This window comes from Streptomyces sp. NPDC059917 (assembly GCF_042730635.1).
GTDB lineage: Bacteria > Actinomycetota > Actinomycetes > Streptomycetales > Streptomycetaceae > Streptomyces.
In genome coordinates this window covers 15,415-35,006 of sequence record NZ_JBHWLC010000067.1, presented here as the reverse complement: position 1 = coordinate 35,006, position 19,592 = coordinate 15,415, and the positions used below count along the sequence as shown (strand labels likewise).

General features: G+C 70.6%; 18 protein-coding genes and 2 tRNA genes. 12 read left to right on the top strand and 8 right to left on the bottom strand.

Annotated features, from left to right (window positions below):
* Positions 1-211: 211 nt before the first annotated feature.
* From ACFWAR_RS30435 to ACFWAR_RS30420, 4 genes are all read left to right on the top strand, one after another.
* Positions 212-1,618 carry a pyridoxal phosphate-dependent decarboxylase family protein gene (locus ACFWAR_RS30435; RefSeq protein ID WP_385783948.1) on the top strand — a complete coding sequence of 469 codons (1,407 nt, stop codon included), beginning with the start codon at positions 212-214 and terminating at the stop codon, positions 1,616-1,618.
* Entirely contained in the window at positions 1,615-2,085 is a 471-nt protein-coding gene (locus tag ACFWAR_RS30430) for an HD domain-containing protein (protein WP_385783944.1), read from the top strand. The genes ACFWAR_RS30435 and ACFWAR_RS30430 overlap by 4 nt, the downstream gene beginning before the upstream one ends.
* A gap of 132 nt (positions 2,086-2,217) precedes the next feature.
* The gene (locus tag ACFWAR_RS30425) at positions 2,218-2,412 is read left to right on the top strand and encodes a hypothetical protein (RefSeq protein ID WP_354380256.1); all 195 of its coding nucleotides are present in this window, start codon (positions 2,218-2,220) and stop codon (positions 2,410-2,412) included.
* Between the two features lie 103 nt (positions 2,413-2,515).
* Positions 2,516-3,115 carry a hypothetical protein gene (locus ACFWAR_RS30420; protein ID WP_385783941.1) on the top strand — a complete coding sequence of 200 codons (600 nt, stop codon included), beginning with the start codon at positions 2,516-2,518 and terminating at the stop codon, positions 3,113-3,115.
* Between the two features lie 79 nt (positions 3,116-3,194).
* On the opposite strand, the gene ACFWAR_RS30415 is transcribed toward ACFWAR_RS30420, so the two are convergent.
* The gene (locus ACFWAR_RS30415) at positions 3,195-3,395 is read right to left on the bottom strand and encodes a dehydrogenase (RefSeq protein WP_385783938.1); all 201 of its coding nucleotides are present in this window, start codon (positions 3,393-3,395) and stop codon (positions 3,195-3,197) included.
* Between the two features lie 53 nt (positions 3,396-3,448).
* On the bottom strand, positions 3,449-3,718 hold the full coding sequence (locus ACFWAR_RS30410) for a hypothetical protein (RefSeq protein ID WP_385783935.1): 270 nt from the start codon (positions 3,716-3,718) through the stop codon (positions 3,449-3,451).
* Between the two features lie 492 nt (positions 3,719-4,210).
* On the opposite strand from ACFWAR_RS30410, the gene ACFWAR_RS30405 reads away from it, so the two are divergent.
* Positions 4,211-4,639 carry a hypothetical protein gene (locus ACFWAR_RS30405; protein WP_385783932.1) on the top strand — a complete coding sequence of 143 codons (429 nt, stop codon included), beginning with the start codon at positions 4,211-4,213 and terminating at the stop codon, positions 4,637-4,639.
* A gap of 21 nt (positions 4,640-4,660) precedes the next feature.
* Here ACFWAR_RS30405 and ACFWAR_RS30400 read toward each other — a convergent pair whose 3' ends face one another.
* Both ACFWAR_RS30400 and ACFWAR_RS30395 read right to left on the bottom strand, forming a co-directional pair.
* Positions 4,661-4,879, bottom strand: coding sequence for a hypothetical protein (locus ACFWAR_RS30400; protein ID WP_385783929.1), 219 nt, complete (start codon positions 4,877-4,879; stop codon positions 4,661-4,663).
* A gap of 93 nt (positions 4,880-4,972) precedes the next feature.
* Positions 4,973-5,043 (bottom strand) — tRNA-Gly (locus ACFWAR_RS30395).
* Positions 5,044-5,210: 167 nt separating this feature from the next.
* Here ACFWAR_RS30395 and ACFWAR_RS30390 point away from each other — a divergent pair.
* From ACFWAR_RS30390 to clpX, 5 genes are all read left to right on the top strand, one after another.
* Positions 5,211-5,287: transfer RNA gene (locus ACFWAR_RS30390), tRNA-Pro, on the top strand.
* 270 nt (positions 5,288-5,557) lie between these two features.
* A complete protein-coding gene (gene tig, locus ACFWAR_RS30385; protein WP_385783927.1) occupies positions 5,558-6,952 on the top strand; it encodes a trigger factor in 1,395 nt (464 codons plus the stop codon).
* 300 nt (positions 6,953-7,252) lie between these two features.
* On the top strand, positions 7,253-7,870 hold the full coding sequence (locus tag ACFWAR_RS30380; protein ID WP_385783924.1) for an ATP-dependent Clp protease proteolytic subunit: 618 nt from the start codon (positions 7,253-7,255) through the stop codon (positions 7,868-7,870).
* 77 nt (positions 7,871-7,947) lie between these two features.
* Positions 7,948-8,622: an ATP-dependent Clp protease proteolytic subunit gene (locus ACFWAR_RS30375; protein WP_330330390.1), complete on the top strand. Its 675-nt coding sequence runs from the start codon at positions 7,948-7,950 to the stop codon at positions 8,620-8,622.
* Positions 8,623-8,773: 151 nt separating this feature from the next.
* Complete coding sequence (clpX, locus tag ACFWAR_RS30370) at positions 8,774-10,060, top strand: ATP-dependent Clp protease ATP-binding subunit ClpX (protein WP_330330389.1); 1,287 nt, start codon at positions 8,774-8,776, stop codon at positions 10,058-10,060.
* 349 nt (positions 10,061-10,409) lie between these two features.
* Here the strand turns inward: clpX and ACFWAR_RS30365 are convergent, their stop codons facing one another.
* Positions 10,410-11,366: a hypothetical protein gene (locus tag ACFWAR_RS30365; RefSeq protein ID WP_385783919.1), complete on the bottom strand. Its 957-nt coding sequence runs from the start codon at positions 11,364-11,366 to the stop codon at positions 10,410-10,412.
* A 91-nt stretch (positions 11,367-11,457) separates the two neighbouring features.
* Positions 11,458-12,180 (bottom strand): hypothetical protein, encoded by a 723-nt coding sequence (locus ACFWAR_RS30360; protein WP_385783917.1) that lies wholly within the window; start codon positions 12,178-12,180, stop codon positions 11,458-11,460.
* A 96-nt stretch (positions 12,181-12,276) separates the two neighbouring features.
* On the opposite strand from ACFWAR_RS30360, the gene ACFWAR_RS30355 reads away from it, so the two are divergent.
* Positions 12,277-14,898, top strand: a complete 2,622-nt coding sequence (locus tag ACFWAR_RS30355; RefSeq protein ID WP_385783914.1) for a valine--tRNA ligase — start codon at positions 12,277-12,279, stop codon at positions 14,896-14,898.
* 128 nt (positions 14,899-15,026) lie between these two features.
* Here ACFWAR_RS30355 and ACFWAR_RS30350 read toward each other — a convergent pair whose 3' ends face one another.
* Complete coding sequence (locus tag ACFWAR_RS30350; RefSeq protein ID WP_385783911.1) at positions 15,027-17,645, bottom strand: YfhO family protein; 2,619 nt, start codon at positions 17,643-17,645, stop codon at positions 15,027-15,029.
* 76 nt (positions 17,646-17,721) lie between these two features.
* The gene (locus tag ACFWAR_RS30345; protein ID WP_385783908.1) at positions 17,722-18,291 is read right to left on the bottom strand and encodes a vitamin K epoxide reductase family protein; all 570 of its coding nucleotides are present in this window, start codon (positions 18,289-18,291) and stop codon (positions 17,722-17,724) included.
* 140 nt (positions 18,292-18,431) lie between these two features.
* On the opposite strand from ACFWAR_RS30345, the gene ACFWAR_RS30340 reads away from it, so the two are divergent.
* Positions 18,432-19,580: a sensor histidine kinase gene (locus ACFWAR_RS30340; protein ID WP_385783906.1), complete on the top strand. Its 1,149-nt coding sequence runs from the start codon at positions 18,432-18,434 to the stop codon at positions 19,578-19,580.
* Positions 19,581-19,592 lie beyond the last annotated feature (12 nt).

Here is a 19,592-nt window from a genome sequence, read left to right as displayed (position 1 = left end):
CCTCGGTGTCGGGTCCAGTCCCGCACCTATTCCAGCCTCGCCGGCGTTTGAGGCGCCCCCGGAGGGCATACGACCTCAGCGTCGGCTCCAGGCCCGCGCCACCCCAGAGGCGCCCCCGGAGGGCCCACAGACCGCGCCCCCCCGGGAGCCCCCGGCCACTTGCCGGCGATTGGACCGGTGCCCCCACCACCGACCGACCTAGCGTGCCCCCATGGACCCCACGCTCGCCGCAGACCTGGCCGACCTCCCGGCCCTGCTCGCCGCCACCCACCGTACGGCCGCCACCACCCTGGCCACCCTGGCCGAGCGTCCCGTCGTACCGCCGCCCCCGAACCCCGCCCCCGCCACCGCCACCGCCACCCCCACCCCCCTCCCCAACCTCGGCACCGGCCTGGCCGACACCCTCACCGCCTTCCAGGAACGCTGGGCCCCCCGCTTCTCCGCCTCCGCCGGCCCCCGCTACCTCGGCTTCGTCACCGGCGGCGCCACCCCCGCCGCCCTGGCCGGGGACTGGCTGACCGCCACCCACGACCAGAACTCCAACTCCGCCCTCGACCCCGCCGGCCAGGACCTGGAGCGCGAGACCACCACCTGGCTGCGCGACCTCTTCGGCCTCACCGACGCCCACACCGGCACCTTCGTCAGCGGCGCCACCATGTCCAACACCACCGGCCTCGCCATCGCCCGCGAGTGGCTCGGCGAGCGCGCCGGCGTCTCCCCGGCCGAAGACGGCGCCGCCGCCCTCGGCCCCGTCCGGGTCCTCTCCGGCGCCCCGCACTCCTCCATCGCCAAGGCCCTCGCCGTCCTCGGCCTCGGCCGCTCGGCCCTGGTGACCGTGCCGACCCTGCCCGGCCGCGAAGCCGTGGACCCGGCCGCCCTGGAGCGCGCCCTCGCCGACGCCCCCGGCCCCTGCGTGGTCGTCGCCAACGCCGGCACCGTCAACACCGTCGACTTCGACGACCTCCGCGCCGTCGCCGCACTGCGCGAACGCCACGACTTCTGGCTGCACACCGACGCCGCGTTCGGCGCCTTCGCCGCCCTCTCGCCGGAGCACGCCCACCTCACGGACGGGCTCGACGCCGCCGACTCCGTCACCGTCGACCTCCACAAGTGGCTCAACGTCCCCTACGACAGCGCCGTCCTGTTCACCCGCCGCCGCGACCTCCAGGCCCGCGTCTTCCAGAACGCCGCCGCCTACCTCGGCCCGCTCGGGGACGAGCCCGACCTCGTCCACCTCACCCCCGAGAACTCCCACCGACTGCGCGCCCTGGCGGCCTGGTTCACGCTGCGCGCGTACGGTCGCCAGGGCCACCGGGAGATCGTCGAACGGGACATCTCCTGCGCCCGGGAGCTGGGCGCGGAACTCGACGCCGACCCGGCCTTCACCCTGCTCGCACCGGTCCGGCTGAACGTCGTCTGCTTCACCCTGGCCACCGATCCCACCCCGGCCCGCCTGACCGCCCTGCGGGAGGCCGCGAACGGCGAAGTGTTCGTCACCCCCACCGTCCACGCGGGAACCCCCGCCCTGCGCGCCGCGTTCTCCAACTGGCGCACCACGTCCGCCGACGTGCACCGGGCCGCCCGGGCCCTGCGCCGCGCCGCGGAAGGGATCGCATGACCGAAGCCCACCCCCCGTCGTCCCCGCCCCCGCCCCTCACCCTGGCCGAGGTCGAGGCCCTGGCCCGCGCGGCGCACGAGGGCCAGACCGACAAGGCCGGCCGCCCCTACGCCGAGCACCTCGCCGCCGTCGCGGAGGGCGTCCGGGCCCGCGGCGGCAGCGCCGAGCAGCAGGCGGCGGCCTGGCTGCACGACGCGGTCGAGGACGACGCCCTGAGCCACGAGTGGTTGGAGCGCGCGGCCCTCCCGCGGTCCGTGAAGGACATGGTCCTGGCGGTCACCAAGCGAGCGGACGAGCCGGTCGAGGAGTACACCGCGCGCATCCTGGCGACCCCGGGCGCGCGGCTCGTCAAGGAGGCGGACCTCGCCCACAACGCGGACCCCGACCGGCTGTCCGTACTGGACGAGGCGACCCGGACGCGTTTGACGGCCAAATATGCCCGCGTCCGGTCCCTGCTCGGGCTCTGAAACGGCCCGGTCGACAGAAAGGGTCGTCACCGGGCGGATAGGCGGGGCCCGTTGGTGGCACGATGTTCCTGGGGACGCGCGTGGCCGCGCGGCCCCGGGCCGACCAGGGGACGACCGAAGGTGTGATCAGTAGTGGCCATTTCGCTGTCAGTGGTGGTTCTGTTGGCGGTCATCCTGGTGGTGCTGATCCGCGGCAACCACATCAAGGCGGGCCCCGCGATCGTGGCCGCCCTCTTCGGGTTCTTCCTGGCGTCCAGCTCCATCGCGCCCGACGTGAACCGCTTCCTCAACTCCCTCGCGGACACGATCGCCGGCATCAAGCTCTAGCCCCCGGCGGCGGCGCCCGCACGCGCGCATACCCTCAGCGCCACGACCGGTGCGCGAAGCCCGCCCGAGGGGCCCCGCGCACCTTCCGGAACGGGGAGGGAACGTGGAGTGGGGAACAGTCATCGCCGTGCTCATCGGCGGGCTGATAGGCCTGGGCGGTGACGCCATGGGCAGGATCGGCGCTCGCCGCCAGGCGAGGACGTCCCGCCTGGAACACCTGGAGGACGTCGAGACGGCTCGCCGCCAGGCCGTCGAGGACGAGGGCAGGAGAGAGAAGCGGGACCGGGAGATGCGCGCCGTGGAAAGGATCCTCTCCGCCTACCTCGAGAACCCCATCGGGCTCGTGAACCAGCTCATGGACGCGACCGTGCTGAGCATCACCGAGATCGTCAAGGTCCTCGGTTTCGAGCAGTCCTTCATCCTCGACGGCGAACTGCGCCAACGCATCACCGAGATATGCCATTTCCTGGACCTCGCGTCGGTGGGCGACGTCGGCGCGTACTCGTCCGCCGAGGTGGGCTTCCTCGCCAGGAACGAGACCCGGATGCTGCTGGGGGCGTGGGTCAGGGGGGAACGCCTCCCGGATTCCATCGAAGGCTGGGACGAGATCCGGCGCGGCCGCGCGGAGATCGACGCGCAGTGGCAGCAGAAATTGCACGAAGCCGGCCTGCGGGTGCGGATACCACCGCTCTCCATCTACTGACGCCCCCGCGAACGCCGAAGGGCCAGGTCCTGGGAAACACCCACTCCCTCACCAGCCAAGCCCCGCGCAGACACGAGTGTCAGTCGAAAATGTCCGGCATCGGACACGGCTCCAACGTCTCGTGCGGACGGTCGGCCCAGTTCCACCAGACATGCGGCTCCGGGCATTTCCACACACCCCGACAGACGCGCTTGTCGTCGTCCTTCCTCCGGCAGAGCACGAATCCGCCGAACTCCATGACTCGACCGCACTCCGGACAGGTCGGCTCGTTGCTGGTCATGCCGAGGAAGCTAACGGCGTTGCCTTGACTTGTCGCGCACTTTCGCCCGGCGCTCAGACGTCGCCCTGAGACCGCTCAAGGCCCTCCATGAACGCATTGTGGAAGGCCAGCTCGGCGCTCCGGCAGGGCGCGGTGAAGAACATCTCCTGAGCCTCGCCGAGACTGCATCCGACCACCTGCCGCGTCACCATGACCGCGTCCACGCCGTCACAACCGATCCCCTTCAGGAAATCTTGCAGCGCCCCGCCGTCATGGCTCTCCGCCCACACGGGCTGCGCTCTCGCCGCCACCTCGGCTATGCGAGCCTCTCGCTCCGCGTCCATGGCAATACCCACCCTCTCCGCCGGCAACTCCAACGACCGACCGGGACCTCGTAGACGATCTCGCACCGCGCGGCTGCTCGCGCGCCGAGGACCGGAGGACCCGCATGCTGCCGCTCCACCAGGCACGTGAGGGACACGTCTCGATCTAGGTCGAGTATTCGCGCCTCAGGACGAGCCCTGTCGAACCTGCCTCAAGGTTGAACCAGCAGCGGGATGAAGGTGGGTGCCCATTCCTGAGGCTGGAGTCGGCGCGTGACGATGAACGGCTGCGGCGACTACTGGCGGAAGGCGGCGTCGCCTCCGTCTGATGGGCTGGTTCGAGGACTGACCACTGTGATCACATAGCTGCTGGAGCGAGCCGCGCATACCCTCGGCGCCATGGATGCCTCCTGGACCGCCGTGATTGCCGCTGGCTCAGCAGTTTTAGCCAGCGCGACGACTGGTTGGTTCACTACGGTCGCTGCCAGGACTCAAGCCCGTTTGAATCGCGAGATGCAGGTAGCGCAACTTCGCCATGCGCAGGTCGAGCACAGGTACCAGCAGCGACGCCAGGCATACGCCGAGTTCGCGAAGGCTGCGGGAGCGTTGCACAGCAGGATTGGCGACATGGTCGCGGTCGCTGGCGACTCGGATGCATTCCGAGTACTGCTGGAAGAGGCGCGGGCAGACCGGGCCACCCTCTTGAGCACGATGCACGTGGCCTTCCTTGAGGGTCCCCCGACGGTTGGGGTAGCCGTACGCGATCTCTACGAGACAGTGAACGGCTTTTGGAGTGCGACCCGTCGCCTCAATGATGCTCTGCACTCCGGTACCCCCGACCACATTGCCGAGCAGCGAGCGCTGACGGACCAGCGTAGAAGGGCAGCACGGGGCACCCGTGATGCCTTCGTGGAGGCCGCCCGAGAAGCCCTCAACCCTTAGGTCCTCGTGCTGTGAGGGGGATCAGCCCTCGACGTCGGGATCGGCGGTGGGCGGCGGGACCTCTTGCCAGTCGGTGACGGGCTTGGTGCGGAACATGCCCCGGTAGACCTGGCGGGTCAGCACGACGGCTCCCTCGCCGTACTCGTGCAATTCCCCGAAGGCTTCCGCCGCAGGCTCGTGGACGAACTTCCGCCCCTTGGCGTTGCGGATGATCCATTCCCTGTGCGTGGCAAGGGGCACGCGGGGGGCACGGCGACCTGATCGCCGACCCCGCGAACGCCGAAGGGCCAGGTCCGAGGAAACGTCCTCTGACCTGGCCCTTCGTTCATCAAGAGCGGGCGACGGGAATCGAACCCGCGTAGCTAGTTTGGAAGACTAGGGCTCTACCATTGAGCTACGCCCGCACAGTGCGTACCGCAGGTCACCGACCGTGGCACACGCAGCATCCTAGCCGGTTCCGGCGGGCGATCGCACACCGCGTTCCCGGCCACGTGTCCCGGGCTCCTTCACGCGTTCTCTCACGCGCGCGCTCCGGAACGTCTCCGGGCATGTACCCTACGTGTCGCACCGACGGGGTGTGGCGCAGCTTGGTAGCGCGTCCGCTTTGGGAGCGGAAGGTCGTCGGTTCGAATCCGGCCACCCCGACCAACATCACGCGGCATCGCCGCGAGGCGCCTGTGGCATCACCGCACGAGCACCACCAGCACCGTCGTCGCCGGGCCCCGAGGTGCCCGGCGGGGCCGCCTTCGGCAGTGGGCGCTCGTCGTCGACATGAAGATCGCGTTGTGGGCTGCTTACCGCTTGCGGTTACTATGCAAGCTGCGTGCCCGTGTGTCTGATGTACCGGGCCCGATCCGCTGAACCGCTGAATCGCAGCGTCAGCAGAACCCCAGCAGTCAGCCACAAGGAGACCTAACCGTGAAGAGCGCCGTGGAGACCCTGAACCCTACTCGGGTTCGGTTCACTGTTGAGGTGCCCTTCGAGGAGCTCAAGGACAGCCTCGACGCGGCGTACAAGAAGATCAACCAGCAGGTCACGGTGAAGGGCTTCCGCAAGGGCAAGATCCCGGCCCGAGTCATCGACCAGCGCTTCGGCCGCGGTGCTGTGCTGGAGGAGGCCGTCAACGACGCCCTCCCGAAGTTCTACACCGAGGCGGTCAACGAAGCCGAGGTCAACCCGCTGGGTCAGCCCGAGGTCGACATCACGGAGCTGAAGGACGGCGAACTGCTGGCCTTCACCGCCGAGGTCGACGTCCGCCCGACCGTCGAGATCCCGGACTACTCCGGCATCGAGGTCGAGGTCGACGCGGTCGAGGTCACCGACGAGGACGTCGAGAAGTCGATCGAGCAGCTTCGCGGCCGCTTCGCGACCACCAACGTCGTCGAGCGCGCCGCCGCCGAGGGCGACGTCGTGACGATCGACCTCGAAGCCAAGGTCGACGGTGAGGTCCTCGAGGACGGCGTCGCTTCCGACGTCTCGTACACCATCGGCTCGGGCGAGCTGCTCGAAGGCATCGACGAGGCCGTGACCGGCCTGGAGGCCGGTGGCGAGGCCACCTTCACCTCGCAGCTCAAGGGCGGTTCCGCCGAGGGCAAGGACGCCGAGGTCACCGTGAAGGTCACCAAGGTCTCCGCCCGCGAGCTGCCGGAGCTGGACGACGAGTTCGCCCAGACCGCGAGCGAGTTCGACACGCTGGCGGACATGAAGGCCGACAGCCGCAAGCGCCTCGAGAACATGAAGCAGTACGACCAGGCCACCCAGGCCCAGGAGCGCGTGCTGGAGAAGTTCCTGGAGCTCGCCGAGGTCCCGATCCCCGAGAAGCTCCTCGAGGACGAGGTCAACACCCGTAAGCACAGCCTGGAGCACCACCAGCTGGGCCAGATGGGCCTGACCATCGAGAAGTACCTGGAGATCCAGGGCAAGACGGTCGAGGAGTTCGACGCCGAGACGCGCGAGCAGGCGATCAAGGGCATCAAGACCCAGTTCCTCCTCGACGAGCTGGTCAACAAGGAGAAGCTGAACGTGAACCAGGAGGAGCTCACCGAGCACCTCATGCGTCGCGCGCAGTCCTCCGGCATGTCCCCGGACCAGTTCGCCCAGGCCGTCGTCGAAGGCGGCCAGGTCCCGATGCTGGTCGGCGAGGTCGCCCGCGGCAAGGCCCTCGCGGTCGTCGTCGAGGCCGCCAAGGTGACCGACACCAACGGTGTCGAGGTCGACCTGTCCGACGAGGACGAGGAGCAGGCCGCCGAGACGGTCGAGGCCGCGGTCGACGCCGACGCTGCCGACGCCGACGAGGCCGAAGAGGCCAAGTAAGCCCAGGCGGGGGGCCGGTCACGGTCCTCCCGCGAGGCTTGTGAGCAGTGCCCGAAGGGCCCGGACGCGGATGCGCCCGGGCCCTTCGGCTTCGCCTCGCGCGGGGCTCCGGAGCTTGCGCTCCGAGCGAACAGTTCGGGAAGCGGGATGGCGTTGTCCGACCTGCGCGTTAGGGTCCATGAATACGAGGGTTGCGGGAGTACCCGGACGCCGGCGGACAAGTCCGCATCGGCCGAGCCGCGGCCCCTGAAAGAGACGCTGAGACGGCACGTGAGCCGTCGGAGACGAGCAGGTGGATACGTGACGAATCTGAAGCCTTACGCCGCGGGTGAGCCGTCCATCGGTGGCGGCCTCGGCGACCATGTCTACAACCGGCTGCTCGGCGAGCGCATCATCTTCCTCGGCCAGCAGGTCGACGACGACATCGCCAACAAGATCACGGCGCAGCTCCTCCTCCTGGCCGCCGAGCCGGAGAAGGACATCTACCTGTACATCAACAGCCCCGGTGGCTCGGTGACGGCCGGCATGGCCGTCTACGACACCATGCAGTACATCCCGAACGACGTCGTCACCATCGGCATGGGCATGGCGGCCTCGATGGGCCAGTTCCTGCTCACCGGCGGCTCCAAGGGCAAGCGTTTCGCCCTGCCGAACACCGACATCCTGATGCACCAGGGTTCCGCGGGCATCGGCGGCACCGCCTCGGATATCAAGATCCAGGCCCAGTACCTGCTGCGCACCAAGCAGCGCATGGCCGAGATCACCGCGTTCCACTCGGGCCAGACGGTCGAAGCGATCATCCGCGACGGCGACCGCGACCGTTGGTTCACGTCCGAGGAGGCCAAGGAGTACGGCCTGATCGACGAGATCATCTCGGCCGCGTCCAACGTTCCGGGCGGCGGTGGCACCGGGGCCTGATCCCCGGGCAGCGCCGGGGTCCCGGACCCCGGCGACGACCGCTCGCACCCAGCCGACAGCCGTAGAACGCCACCAGGATGGTGAAAACCCCGATGTACATGAACAACCTCTCTCCCGCGAGCGGCCTCCACACCGGTCCGCAGGTGGACAACCGCTACGTCATCCCGCGCTTCGTCGAGCGCACCTCGCAGGGCGTGCGCGAGTACGACCCGTACGCGAAGCTCTTCGAGGAGCGCGTGATCTTCCTCGGCGTGCAGATCGACGACGCCTCCGCCAACGACGTCATGGCGCAGCTGCTGTGCCTGGAGTCGATGGACCCGGACCGCGACATCTCCATCTACATCAACAGCCCCGGTGGCTCCTTCACCGCGCTGACGGCGATCTACGACACGATGCAGTTCGTGAAGCCGGACATCCAGACGGTCTGCATGGGCCAGGCGGCCTCCGCCGCCGCCGTCCTGCTGGCCGCCGGTACCCCCGGCAAGCGCATGGCGCTGCCGAACGCCCGCGTGCTGATCCACCAGCCGTCCGGCGGCACCGGTCGCGAGCAGCTCTCCGACCTGGAGATCGCGGCCAACGAGATCCTGCGCATGCGCGACCAGCTGGAGACCATGCTGGCCAAGCACTCGACGACGCCGCTGGAGAAGATCCGCGACGACATCGAGCGCGACAAGATCCTGACGGCCGAGGACGCCCTGGCGTACGGCCTGATCGACCAGATCGTCTCCACCCGCAAGAGCAACGCGGTCTGATCCTTGCCGCCCCTTGGCGTGGGCGACCGTCGCAGAAGGCGATGTGAACCACGTCAAGGGGGCCCCGCAGGGGGCACTTGGCAAGGTACCGTCGGATAGAGGCACCAGGAGCGCTGAACCAGGCGTCTCCCAGGCGAAGGGGAAGCACCTCGTGGCACGCATCGGTGATGGTGGCGACCTGCTCAAGTGCTCGTTCTGCGGAAAGAGCCAGAAGCAGGTGAAGAAGCTCATCGCAGGTCCCGGTGTGTACATCTGCGACGAGTGCATCGACCTCTGCAACGAGATCATCGAAGAGGAACTGGCCGAGACCTCCGAGGTCAGGTGGGAGGAACTCCCCAAGCCTCGCGAGATCTACGAGTTCCTGGAGGGCTACGTCGTCGGCCAGGAGCCGGCGAAGAAGGCGCTCTCCGTCGCGGTGTACAACCACTACAAGCGCGTCCAGGCCGGCGAGAACGGCGGCGCGCAGGGCCGGGACGACGCGATCGAGCTCGCGAAGTCCAACATCCTCCTGCTGGGACCCACGGGTTCCGGCAAGACGCTGCTGGCCCAGACGCTCGCCCGCATGCTCAACGTCCCGTTCGCCATCGCCGACGCGACGGCGCTGACGGAGGCCGGGTACGTCGGCGAGGACGTCGAGAACATCCTGCTCAAGCTGATCCAGGCCGCGGACTACGACGTCAAGAAGGCCGAGACCGGGATCATCTACATCGACGAGATCGACAAGGTGGCTCGCAAGAGCGAGAACCCGTCGATCACGCGCGACGTGTCGGGCGAGGGCGTCCAGCAGGCCCTGCTGAAGATCCTGGAGGGCACGACCGCCTCCGTCCCGCCGCAGGGCGGCCGGAAGCACCCGCACCAGGAATTCATCCAGATCGACACGACGAACGTGCTCTTCATCGTGGGCGGAGCCTTCTCCGGCCTGGAGAAGATCATCGAGTCGCGCGCCGGCGCCAAGGGCATCGGCTTCGGGGCGACGATCCGCTCGAAGCGCGAGATCGAGGCCAGCGACCAGTTCCACGAGGTCATGCCGGAGGACCTGGTGAAGTTCGGGATGATCCCCGAGTTCATCGGCCGTCTCCCCGTCATCACCTCGGTGCACAACCTGGACCGCGAGGCCCTGCTGCAGATCCTGATCGAGCCGCGTAACGCCCTGGTGAAGCAGTACCAACGGCTGTTCGAACTCGACGGTGTCGAGCTGGACTTCGAGCGCGAGGCGCTCGAAGCCATCGCGGACCAGGCGATCCTCCGCCAGACCGGCGCGCGCGGCCTGCGCGCCATCATGGAAGAGGTCCTGATGTCGGTGATGTACGAGGTCCCGTCCCGCAAGGACGTGGCCCGCGTCGTCGTCACCTCCGAGGTCGTCCGCTCCAACGTGAACCCCACGCTGGTCCCGCGGATCGTCCCGAAGGACCAGGGCCCGCAGGAGAAGTCGGCGTAACGACCGCCGCACGCAACGCGCGAAGGGGCGCCCCGGATCATCCGGGGCGCCCCTTCGCGTGTCATGACCGTTCAGGACTTTGACCCCTGCGATTCGGCTTCGGCGGCATCGGCGGATACGTATGACTGCCGTCAATTCCTGAGCAACGTGGGCTACATCGTTGGCCCGAGGGTGCAGGGAGCGTGCGATACGGGTGAGACGGGATGGGTGGGAGAGCAGGGATGCTACGTCTTGCTGGTGCAGGCAGGTGTGAAGCCCAGCGACGCTAGGGAGGCCTGTAGTCAGGCAAACAGCTAATGAAGAAGCCGATACGGAGGGGCCCGCGCAATTGGCCGAGCCCCTCTGGCTATCAGACCTTCGTGCGGCTCGTGTTGTAGAGCTTCCCGGCGGTCTTCGCCACGTCGTCGAGGCTGCCGCTGCTGCCGCCGACCAGGATCGAGGCCATGTCCATCCGGTTGGTGGCGCCCAGCGTGGAGTGGTCGCCCCAGACGCAGGTGGGGATGAGGGCCGAACTCGGCTCGCCCGGCTTGACGTTCTTCGTCGCCGCCATCTTGAGGTTGACGCACTTCATCACGGCGCCCTTGAAGCCGGCCGGGGTGAACTCCTTCGGCGTGCCGGCGAGTTCGTAGGTGAAGCCGGTGGCCGCGTTCTTCTTGCTCGCTACCGCGATGCTGGCGAAGTACGCGTCCACCGCCTTCGAGGGGTCGTCGATCTCGCCCCAGATGCCGTAGGCGGTGACCTGCTTGACCGTTGCGCCCGTGCCGCTCTTGTACGAGGCCGACGTGTTGTGCGGGTTCTTCACCCCGAGCGCCTCGGCGGTGGTCTTGGCCTCGCCGGTGAGCGGGGTGTCGGGCGTCGTGGGCGACGCGGGGTCCTTCTGGTACTCGTCGACCGAAGCCGGGTAGACCAGCTTGTAGCCCTTCGTGTCCGCGGCCACGTCGCCGCTCGCGCCGCCGCCGCCCTTCGTGAAGTACCAGCCCGCGCCGCCGATGACCGCGATCGCGAGGACCACCGAGAGGACGATCACGCCCGTCTTGGACTTCTTCGGGGGCTGCTGGTAGCCGGGCTGGGGGTAGCCGGGCTGCTGCGGGGGCTGCTGCTGGTAGCCCTGCGGGGGGACGCCCGGCTGCTGGGGGTAGCCGTAGCCCGGGGCCGGCGGCGGCGGGGGCGTCTGCGGGTAGCCCGGCTGCTGGTAGCCGGGCTGCTGCTGCGGGTAGCCGTACCCGGGCTGCGGCGGCTGCTGGCCGTACGGTCCCGGCTGCTGCGGCTGCTGGCCGCCGTACGGACCTGGCTGGTTGTAACTCATACCCGCGTCCCCCTTAGGAACTACTTATGTTGCTCACATCCTGTCGGAAGGACGCGAGGATCCGTGCCCCGGGGGCCTCGGCGTTACCGAACTACGACGCGGGGACCTGCATCGCCTCGCGCAGCGCCTTTGTCCGGGCGGCGAGTTCGCCGGTCGTGGGCGGCTCGTTCTCGATGGGGACGGTGACCGTCACCAGCGTGCTGTGGTCGGCCCACATGCAGAGCGGGACCGTCACGCGTTGGAGCGTGGGAGTGCCGCAGCGCATGACGGCGCCCGCGGGCGAGCCCGCGTCGTGGTCGAGGATCTGCCCGTGCTCGATCTGCAGGGCGAGGAAGCCGCTGTCCAGCGCCGCAGCCGGATCCACGGCGCCGAAGCGCCCGGCCACACCGCTGACGACGAGCTGCGCCTGGCCCTCCTCGTCCGCGTACACGACGGCCACGGGCGTCGTGCCGGGCTTCGCCGGGCCCTGGCCCTGCTTGATGGCATCGACCCGCGGGCCGGAGTCCTGGAGCGTCAGCCCCTGGAAGGCGGCGGGCGGTGCCAGGCGGTAGCGGCCCGAGTCGGCCGGTTCGGGGGCCGCGGCGGGTTCCGATCGCTGCGGTCCGGGTGCGCTCGCCGCCTCCGGCTCGGCGGGGGCCAGTAACGCGTTCATGGCCAGTCGTCCGCCCAGCACGCTCGCCGCCATCACGAGTGCTCCCGCGACGACCCACAGGGTGCGCTTCGCCTTGGACGGCGGCCGTGACGGCGACGCCGCGTAGGGGAGGGAGGAGCCCGGTACGGGGGACTGAGCCGTCTGCTGATCGTTCTCGTTCATGGGCTCAGTGATGCCGACCTGCCGCGGGCCGGTCAACGGATGCCGGGATGCGGTATCGATTCGTAACGGGGTGGGGGCCGCCCGTATCCTGTGCCCGTGACCGAGAACACGCAGACACCCAGCAGCCCCGACTCCGAACTGCCGACCGCGTACGTGCCGGCCGACGTAGAGGGGAAGCTCTACGAGCGCTGGGTAGAGCGTGGGTACTTCGAGGCGGACGAGAAGAGCGAGAAGCCTCCGTACGCCATCGTCATCCCGCCGCCGAACGTCACCGGAAGCCTCCACCTGGGGCACGCCTTCGAGCACACGCTGATCGACGCCCTCACGCGCCGCAAGCGCATGCAGGGGTACGAGACCCTGTGGCAGCCCGGCATGGACCACGCGGGCATCGCCACCCAGAACGTCGTCGAGCGCGAGCTCGCCAAGGAGGGCAAGTCCCGCCACGACCTGGGCCGCGAGGCGTTCGTCGAGCGCGTCTGGCAGTGGAAGGGCGAGTCCGGCGGCCAGATCTCCGGCCAGATGCGTCGCCTCGGCGACGGCGTCGACTGGTCGCGCGAGCGCTTCACCATGGACGAGGGCCTCTCCGAGGCCGTCCAGACCATCTTCAAGAAGCTCTACGACGACGAGCTGATCTACCGCGCCGAGCGCATCATCAACTGGTGCCCGCGCTGCCTCACCGCGATCTCCGACATCGAGGTCGAGTACCAGGACGACGAGGGCGAGCTCGTCTCCATCCGCTACGGCGAGGGCGACGCGTCCATCGTGGTCGCCACGACCCGCGCCGAGACGATGCTGGGTGACACGGCTGTCGCCGTCCACCCGGAGGACGAGCGCTACGCGCACCTCGTCGGCACCGAGATCGAGCTGCCGCTCACCGGCCGCCGCATCCCGGTCGTCGCGGACGCGCACGTCGACCCCGAGTTCGGCACCGGCGCCGTCAAGGTGACCCCGGCGCACGACCCCAACGACTTCGAGATCGGCCAGCGCCACGGCCTGCCCAACCTCGCGGTCATGGACGAGCACGCCGTCATCACCGTCCACGGCCCCTTCCTGGGTCTGGACCGGCTGGAGGCCCGCTCCGCCATCGTCGCCGCGCTGCGCGCCGAGGGCCGGATCGTCGCGGAGAAGCGCCCGTACACCCACTCGGTGGGGCACTGCTCGCGCTGCAAGACCACCATCGAGCCGCGCCTGTCGCTCCAGTGGTGGGTCAAGGTCGCCCCGCTCGCCCAGGCCGCCGGTGACGCGGTCCGCGACGGCAAGGTCAAGATCCACCCGCAGGAGATGGAGAAGCGGTACTTCGACTGGGTCGACAACCTCCACGACTGGTGCATCTCGCGCCAGCTGTGGTGGGGCCACCGCATCCCGGTCTGGTACGGCCCGAACGGCGAGATCGTCTGCGTCGGCCCCGACGAGCAGCCGCCGTCGGGCGAGGGCTGGACCCAGGACACGGACGTCCTGGACACCTGGTTCTCCTCCGGCCTGTGGCCGTTCTCCACGCTCGGCTGGCCGCAGCAGACGGAGAGCCTCGCGAAGTTCTACCCGAACGCGGTGCTGGTCACCGGCTACGACATCCTCTTCTTCTGGGTCGCCCGGATGATGATGTTCGGCCTGTACGCGATGGACGGCACCCCGCCGTTCTCCACCATCGCCCTGCACGGCATGGTCCGCGACGAGCGCGGCAAGAAGATGTCGAAGTCCTTCGGCAACGCGGTCAACCCGCTGGACTGGATGGACAAGTACGGCTCCGACGCCGTCCGCTTCACCCTGGCCCGCGGCGCCAACCCGGGTGTCGACGTCCCGATCGGCGAGGACTGGGTCCAGGCCTCCAGCAAGTTCGCCAACAAGATCTGGAACGCCACCCGCTTCGCGATGATGAACGGCGCCACGATCGAGGGCGACCTGCCGCCGGTCGAGGAGCTGTCCGCCACCGACCGCTGGGTGCTGTCGCGCCTGAACGAGACGGTCGCGCAGGCCGACGCCTACTACGAGGACTACCAGTTCTCGAAGCTGTCGGACGCCCTCTACCACTTCGCGTGGGACGAGGTCTTCGACTGGTACGTCGAGCTGTCGAAGACGACCTTCTTCGCGGGCGGCGAGCCGGCGAAGGCCTCCGCCCGGGTCCTGGGCGAGGTCCTCGACGTCATGCTGCGGCTGCTGCACCCGGTGGTCCCGTTCGTCACCGAGACCCTGTGGACCACGCTGACCGGCGGCGAGTCCCTCGTGATCGCCGAGTGGCCGAAGGACAGCGGATTCCGCGACGCGGCCGCCGAGGCCGAGATCGAGGGCGTCCAGAGCCTGGTCCGCGAGGTGCGCCGCTTCCGCAAGGAGCAGGGCCTCGACGACAAGCAGAAGGTCCCGGCCCGCCTGGACCTGTCCGCCACCACGCTCGCCGCGCACGAGGCCGCCATCCGCCAGGTGCTGCGCCTGCAGCCGGAGGGCGACGCCTTCAGCGCCACCGCGACCCTGCCGGTCGGCGGTGCCACCGTCGCGCTCGACCTGTCGGGCACCATCGACGTGGCCGCCGAGCGCAAGCGGCTCTCCAAGGACCTCGGCGCCGCCGAGAAGGAGAAGCAGCAGGCGGAGGGCAAGCTCGGCAACGAGGCCTTCCTCGCCAAGGCGCCCGACAACGTCGTGGACAAGATCAAGGGTCGCCTCGCCAAGGCCGAGGCGGACATCGCCCGGATCCAGGCCCAGCTGGCCGCCATGCCGGAGGCCTGACGGCCGCGCAGTCGCAAGGGAAGGGCCCCGCACCGGAAGCCGGTGCGGGGCCCTTTCCCTTGGCCCGACGAGGCCGACCGGGCCGATCGGGCCGGATACGACGCGATCGGCCCGGACCCGCGCAGGTGTCAGCGCCCGCGCCCGCGTCCCCGCCCGCGCAGCCGCGCGGCGACGGCCGTGCCGAGGAGCGCCAGCGCGCCGGCGCCGGTTCCGGCGAGCCCGGCGGTCAGGCCGGGTGGCGTGTAGGCGCACTCGATCCGGTCCGCGCCGCCCTTCCCCAGCGGTACGCCGAGCAGCCCCTGGTAGGACACCGGCGGCCGGGCCGGGCCGCCGTCGACCGAGCAGCTCCAGCCCGGGGGAGCGGTGGTGGCGACCACGGCGGTGCCGGTGGAGCCCTTCGGGAGGCGGGCGGTCAGGGAGTGCCCGCCGGTCTCGACGGCCGCGCCGCCCTTCTCCCGCAGGGTCCGCACGGCCTGCTCGAAGGCCGGGACGTCCAGGCAGCCGAGCGCGTCCGCCGGGAGCGACTGGCCGTCCTCGCCGGTGCGGACGGTGAAGACGAAGCGTCCGTCGGCCGGGACGGTGCCCAGCTCCTTGAGCGGCGCCAGCCGCTGCGGCGGGTCGCCGTAGAAGCCCTCGGAGACGCCTGCGGCGGCGACGTCGGCGCGCAGCGCGGGCGCGTAGAGGAAGGCGCGCGCCCCGGGCGTGCACTGGGCGGTGAAGGTGTTCCCGGCGGCCGCGCCCGCGTCCGCCGCGTCCGGGCTCAGCCGCAGGCCGCGCCGCGGGTCCTGGGCGCTGAGCGCGGGGACCTCGTACACCCGCGCGCCCAGCGCCGCCTGGCGCCGGGCCCACACCGAGTCCGCGGGGGCGCCGTACGCCCGGTCACTGCCCGGCGGCCGTACGGCGACCAGCGGCAGCGCGGTCGTGCCGCGGGCCCGGGCGCCGTCGGTGTCGATGACGTCGACGGTGGTGTCGATGGCGAGGAGGGCCTGGAGGACGGGGTCCCGGACGGGCCACAGGTGGCGTCCGCCCATGGCCTCGCCGAGGCCGAGCCCGGCGAGCGCGTCGGCGGTCTCCTTCGTGATGTAGCTGCTGTAGTACGAGCCGCCCCCGGTGCCGAGCAGCATCGCGTCGTTGTTGGTGACGAAGACGCCGGGCCCGGGGTCCGTGCGCGCGGCGGGCCAGTCCTCGTGCGGGGCGAGCACCCGACGGACGTTCAGCCCGAGCTCCGTCATGGTCTGGGCGCGGGCGGGGCCGCGCTTGGTGGGGTCGAGGAGCTCGGTGAGCCCGTAGACGCCGTACGTGGCCCCCGCCAGGACGGTGACGGCGAGCAGGGCGACGACGGCGCCGCGGGCCCGGCGGCGGCGCCCGCGCGCGTACAGCAGGAGCAGGCCGGTCACGGCGGCCCCGCCCACGAGGCTGCCGGTCAGCGCGTGGCCGCCGACGGGCTGGGCGTCGTAGGTCAGGGCGAGCAGGAGGGCGAGCAGCGCGGCCCCGCCGAGCAGGGCCCGCGGCCGGGGCATCCGGGCCAGGCAGACCCAGGCGGCCATGGCCAGGAAGCCGCTGAGGACGAAGGACTCGCGGAAGGGGGCGCCGTGCGGGAGGGCGAGGCCCTGCCAGAGCTTCGCGGTGGGCGTGAACACGAAGGAGAGCGCGGTGAGGACGATCAGCGCCGCCCAGGCGACCCGCTCGCGCACCGGGACCCGGGACTGGAAGGGCAGCGCGAGGACCAGCAGGAGGACGAGGGAGCCGGTGAACACGTTGGGCGCCGAGGGGCTCGCGATGCTGCCGGGCAGGAACATCGCCAGGTAGCCGAGGGCGGGGGTGGCGACGCTGACGACGTACTTGTCGGTGGGCTGGGCCTGGGCGTTGGCCAGGGCGCACACCACGATGGCGGGGGCGGCGAGCAGCATCCCGGTGGCGGTCATGGTGGCGGCCCGCCACAGGACCCGGAGCCGGGTGCCGCTCCCGAGGCGGGCCGTGTCGGCGGTCGCCAGCCGCAGCAGCAGGACGAGCGCGGCCGCCAGGGTGGCCATGGCGGCGGTGTAGAAGTTCGCGTACCAGCACAGGGCGACGAGGAGGCTGCCGAGGATCCGGTGGCGGCCGGTCAGGCACCAGTCGGCGGCTATCCCGAGCAGCGGGAGCGCGACCAGGCCCCACATCCACATGGGGACGATGGCCCCCTCGGCCAGGCTCCAGCCGCACAGGGCGTAGCCGACGGATATCAGGGCGCGCAGCCAGGGCGAGCCGGGGCGCAGCCGGCCGAGGAAGACGGTCATGGCGGCGGCGGCCAGGCCCGTGCTGAACAGGCTGACCAGGAAGACGGGGAACTCGCTCTGGTCGCGGGGGAAGAGCCCGACGAGCCAGGAGAAGGGGTTGGCGAGGTAGGTGAAGAAGTCGCCGAGGAAGCCGACGCCGTAGCCGCTCTGCCAGTTGTAGAGGAGGTCGCCCCGCGCCGCGCCGTGCTGGAGGTCCCACAGGTGGGTGTGGAAGGGCACGTACTGGTGGCGCAGGTCGTTGTCGGCGCGCGGGGACGGGCCGAAGGGGTAGGTGCCGTGGGCGGCGAGCCCGGCGCAGTACGCCGTCATGGACATGAGGGCGGAGACGAGGGCGGCGAGGGCGCCGGGGCGGCTCAGGCGCCGGCGCGCGGGCGTGCCGGGCGTGCCGGGTGCGCCGGGCGCATCGGGTCTGTACCGGCCGCCCGTGCCGCGGGGCAGGACGGGGGCAGGGCTGGTCGGGACGTGACTCATCGGAATGCGGGCCTCGGGTCGGGTCGGGCGTGCTGCCGGGCCGGAGGGCCGCAGGGAACTGATCCTAGGTAAACAGTCAGAAAATTCGAACACCGAATACGGACAGGATGAGCGCCAGTACCAGGAGGTAGAGGAACGTCGGCACGAGCCAGTGCGGCAGGGCCCGCAGCGGGGACCCGGGCCGGGCGAGGTGGCGGGTGACGTACCAGAAGAGCGGGATCATGACCGCCCACACGACCATGCACCAGGGGCACAGCGCGCCGATCACGAACAGGCACTGGCCGATCAGCCACACCGTGAAGACGAAGCCGGCCGCGACGCCGACCCACACCCACCGCCACAGCCAGCGCGGGAAGACCGCCCCGGCGACCAGCGCCAGGCCCAGCGCGGCCAGCGCCGCGAAGCCCGCGATGCCCAGGATCATGTTGGGGAAGCCCAGCAGGTTGCCCTGCCAGGTGGTCATCACGTCGCCGCAGCTCAGGACCGCGTTCATGTTGCAGCCGGGGCTGAAGAGCGGGTCTTCCAGGGTGCGGATGCGGTCGTAGGTCAGCACGCAGGAGGAGAGCGCGCCGATCACGCCGCCGATCAGCATCAGGAAGGGCAGGCCGCGCCTGCGGGCGCCGACCGGTGTGTACTCGGGGGTCATCTTTTCGAGGTTACGAAGGCGGGCCGGGCCGGGGCAGGGCCGTCCGGCCCTGATCCACATCCAGACGGAGTGTGGCATATCACCTTTTCCGGACGCCCGGAAGATTCGATCGTCCTCGCCGACCACGGATGATGGAGGGCATGCACGTCAAGCCCGTCGCCTCGGCGCTCCAGTGGGTCCTGGCCACGGGCCGGCGACTCCCCGAGAGCTGGGCCGGGTCGCCCCGCGCGCTCGATGTCCTCACCTCGCTGGGCTGCCTCGCCCTGATGGCGCTCGACCTGCCGGGACTGGCCTCCGAGGACAACTCGCTCAACGCCCCGCAGGCCGCCGTGGTGCTCACCCTGGGGGCCGCCACCTTGCTGGTGCGGCGCCGGGCGCCGTGGCTCGCGTACCTCACCGCGCTGCTCTTCATCGGCTGGCTGCACGAGCTGACCCTGATCCAGTTCGCGCTCTACTCGGTCGGTCGCTACCGCGGGCGGCGGGCCGGGATCCTCGCCACCGCCGGGTACGTCCTCTTCGCCTTCGCCCTCTTCAACCTGCCCGGGTGGCCCGAGGAGCGGGCGGACACCCTGAGCGGCTTCCTCAGCCTGGTCATCCCCATCGGCGTGCTGGCCGCCGCCGTCGGCATCGCCGCCTACCGGCACGACCTGGTGCGCGAGCTGGCCGTCCGGCGCGGCGAGGCCGCCGTCTACCAGGCCGTGGAGCAGGAGCGCCGTTCGGTCGCGCGGGACGTGCACGACTTCGTCGGGCGCGAGCTGACCCTGCTGACGGTGCGCTCCGAGGTGCTCTCGATGCGCACGCGCGAGTCGGCGTCCGCCAAGGACTTCGAGGAGCTGGCCGACACCGCGCGCCGGGCCCACCTCGTGCTCAACGAGATCATCGTGCAGCGCGGGGAGCGGGCCTCCACCCCGGGCGTGGACGGGCTGCCCGGGCTCGCCGACGAGAGCGGCCGGGCCGGATCACCCGTCCGGCTCGTCATGGACCCGCAGGCGCGCTCCCTCTCGCCGCTGCGCCAGGCCGCCGTGTACCGGGTGGTCCAGGAGTGCCTGACGAACGCCGCCAAGCACGCGCGCGGCGAGACGATCGAGGTGACCATCGGCGTCGACGGCCCGCGGCTGCGGATCGCGGTCAGCAACGGCCTGCCGGTGCGCGGCCCGGTGCGCGCCCCCGTCTCGGCCGGTTCGGGCACGGCGAGCATGGCCGAGCGCGTCCGCAGCCTGGGCGGCACCCTGACCACGACGCGCACGGACGACACCTACCTCGTCGTGGCCACCCTGCCGCGCGGCTGACCGCACCCGCGC

Coding starts and splice junctions, on each gene's coding strand:
- ACFWAR_RS30435 (WP_385783948.1), top strand. CDS start 212: ATGGACCCCACGCTCGCCGCAGACCTGGCCGACCTCCCGGCCCTGCTC.
- ACFWAR_RS30430 (WP_385783944.1), top strand. CDS start 1,615: ATGACCGAAGCCCACCCCCCGTCGTCCCCGCCCCCGCCCCTCACCCTG.
- ACFWAR_RS30415 (WP_385783938.1), bottom strand. CDS start 3,395: ATGACCAGCAACGAGCCGACCTGTCCGGAGTGCGGTCGAGTCATGGAG.
- ACFWAR_RS30410 (WP_385783935.1), bottom strand. CDS start 3,718: ATGGACGCGGAGCGAGAGGCTCGCATAGCCGAGGTGGCGGCGAGAGCG.
- ACFWAR_RS30405 (WP_385783932.1), top strand. CDS start 4,211: ATGCAGGTAGCGCAACTTCGCCATGCGCAGGTCGAGCACAGGTACCAG.
- ACFWAR_RS30375 (WP_330330390.1), top strand. CDS start 7,948: ATGGTGAAAACCCCGATGTACATGAACAACCTCTCTCCCGCGAGCGGC.
- ACFWAR_RS30365 (WP_385783919.1), bottom strand. CDS start 11,366: ATGAGTTACAACCAGCCAGGTCCGTACGGCGGCCAGCAGCCGCAGCAG.
- ACFWAR_RS30360 (WP_385783917.1), bottom strand. CDS start 12,180: ATGAACGAGAACGATCAGCAGACGGCTCAGTCCCCCGTACCGGGCTCC.
- ACFWAR_RS30350 (WP_385783911.1), bottom strand. CDS start 17,645: ATGAGTCACGTCCCGACCAGCCCTGCCCCCGTCCTGCCCCGCGGCACG.
- ACFWAR_RS30345 (WP_385783908.1), bottom strand. CDS start 18,291: ATGACCCCCGAGTACACACCGGTCGGCGCCCGCAGGCGCGGCCTGCCC.
- ACFWAR_RS30340 (WP_385783906.1), top strand. CDS start 18,432: ATGCACGTCAAGCCCGTCGCCTCGGCGCTCCAGTGGGTCCTGGCCACG.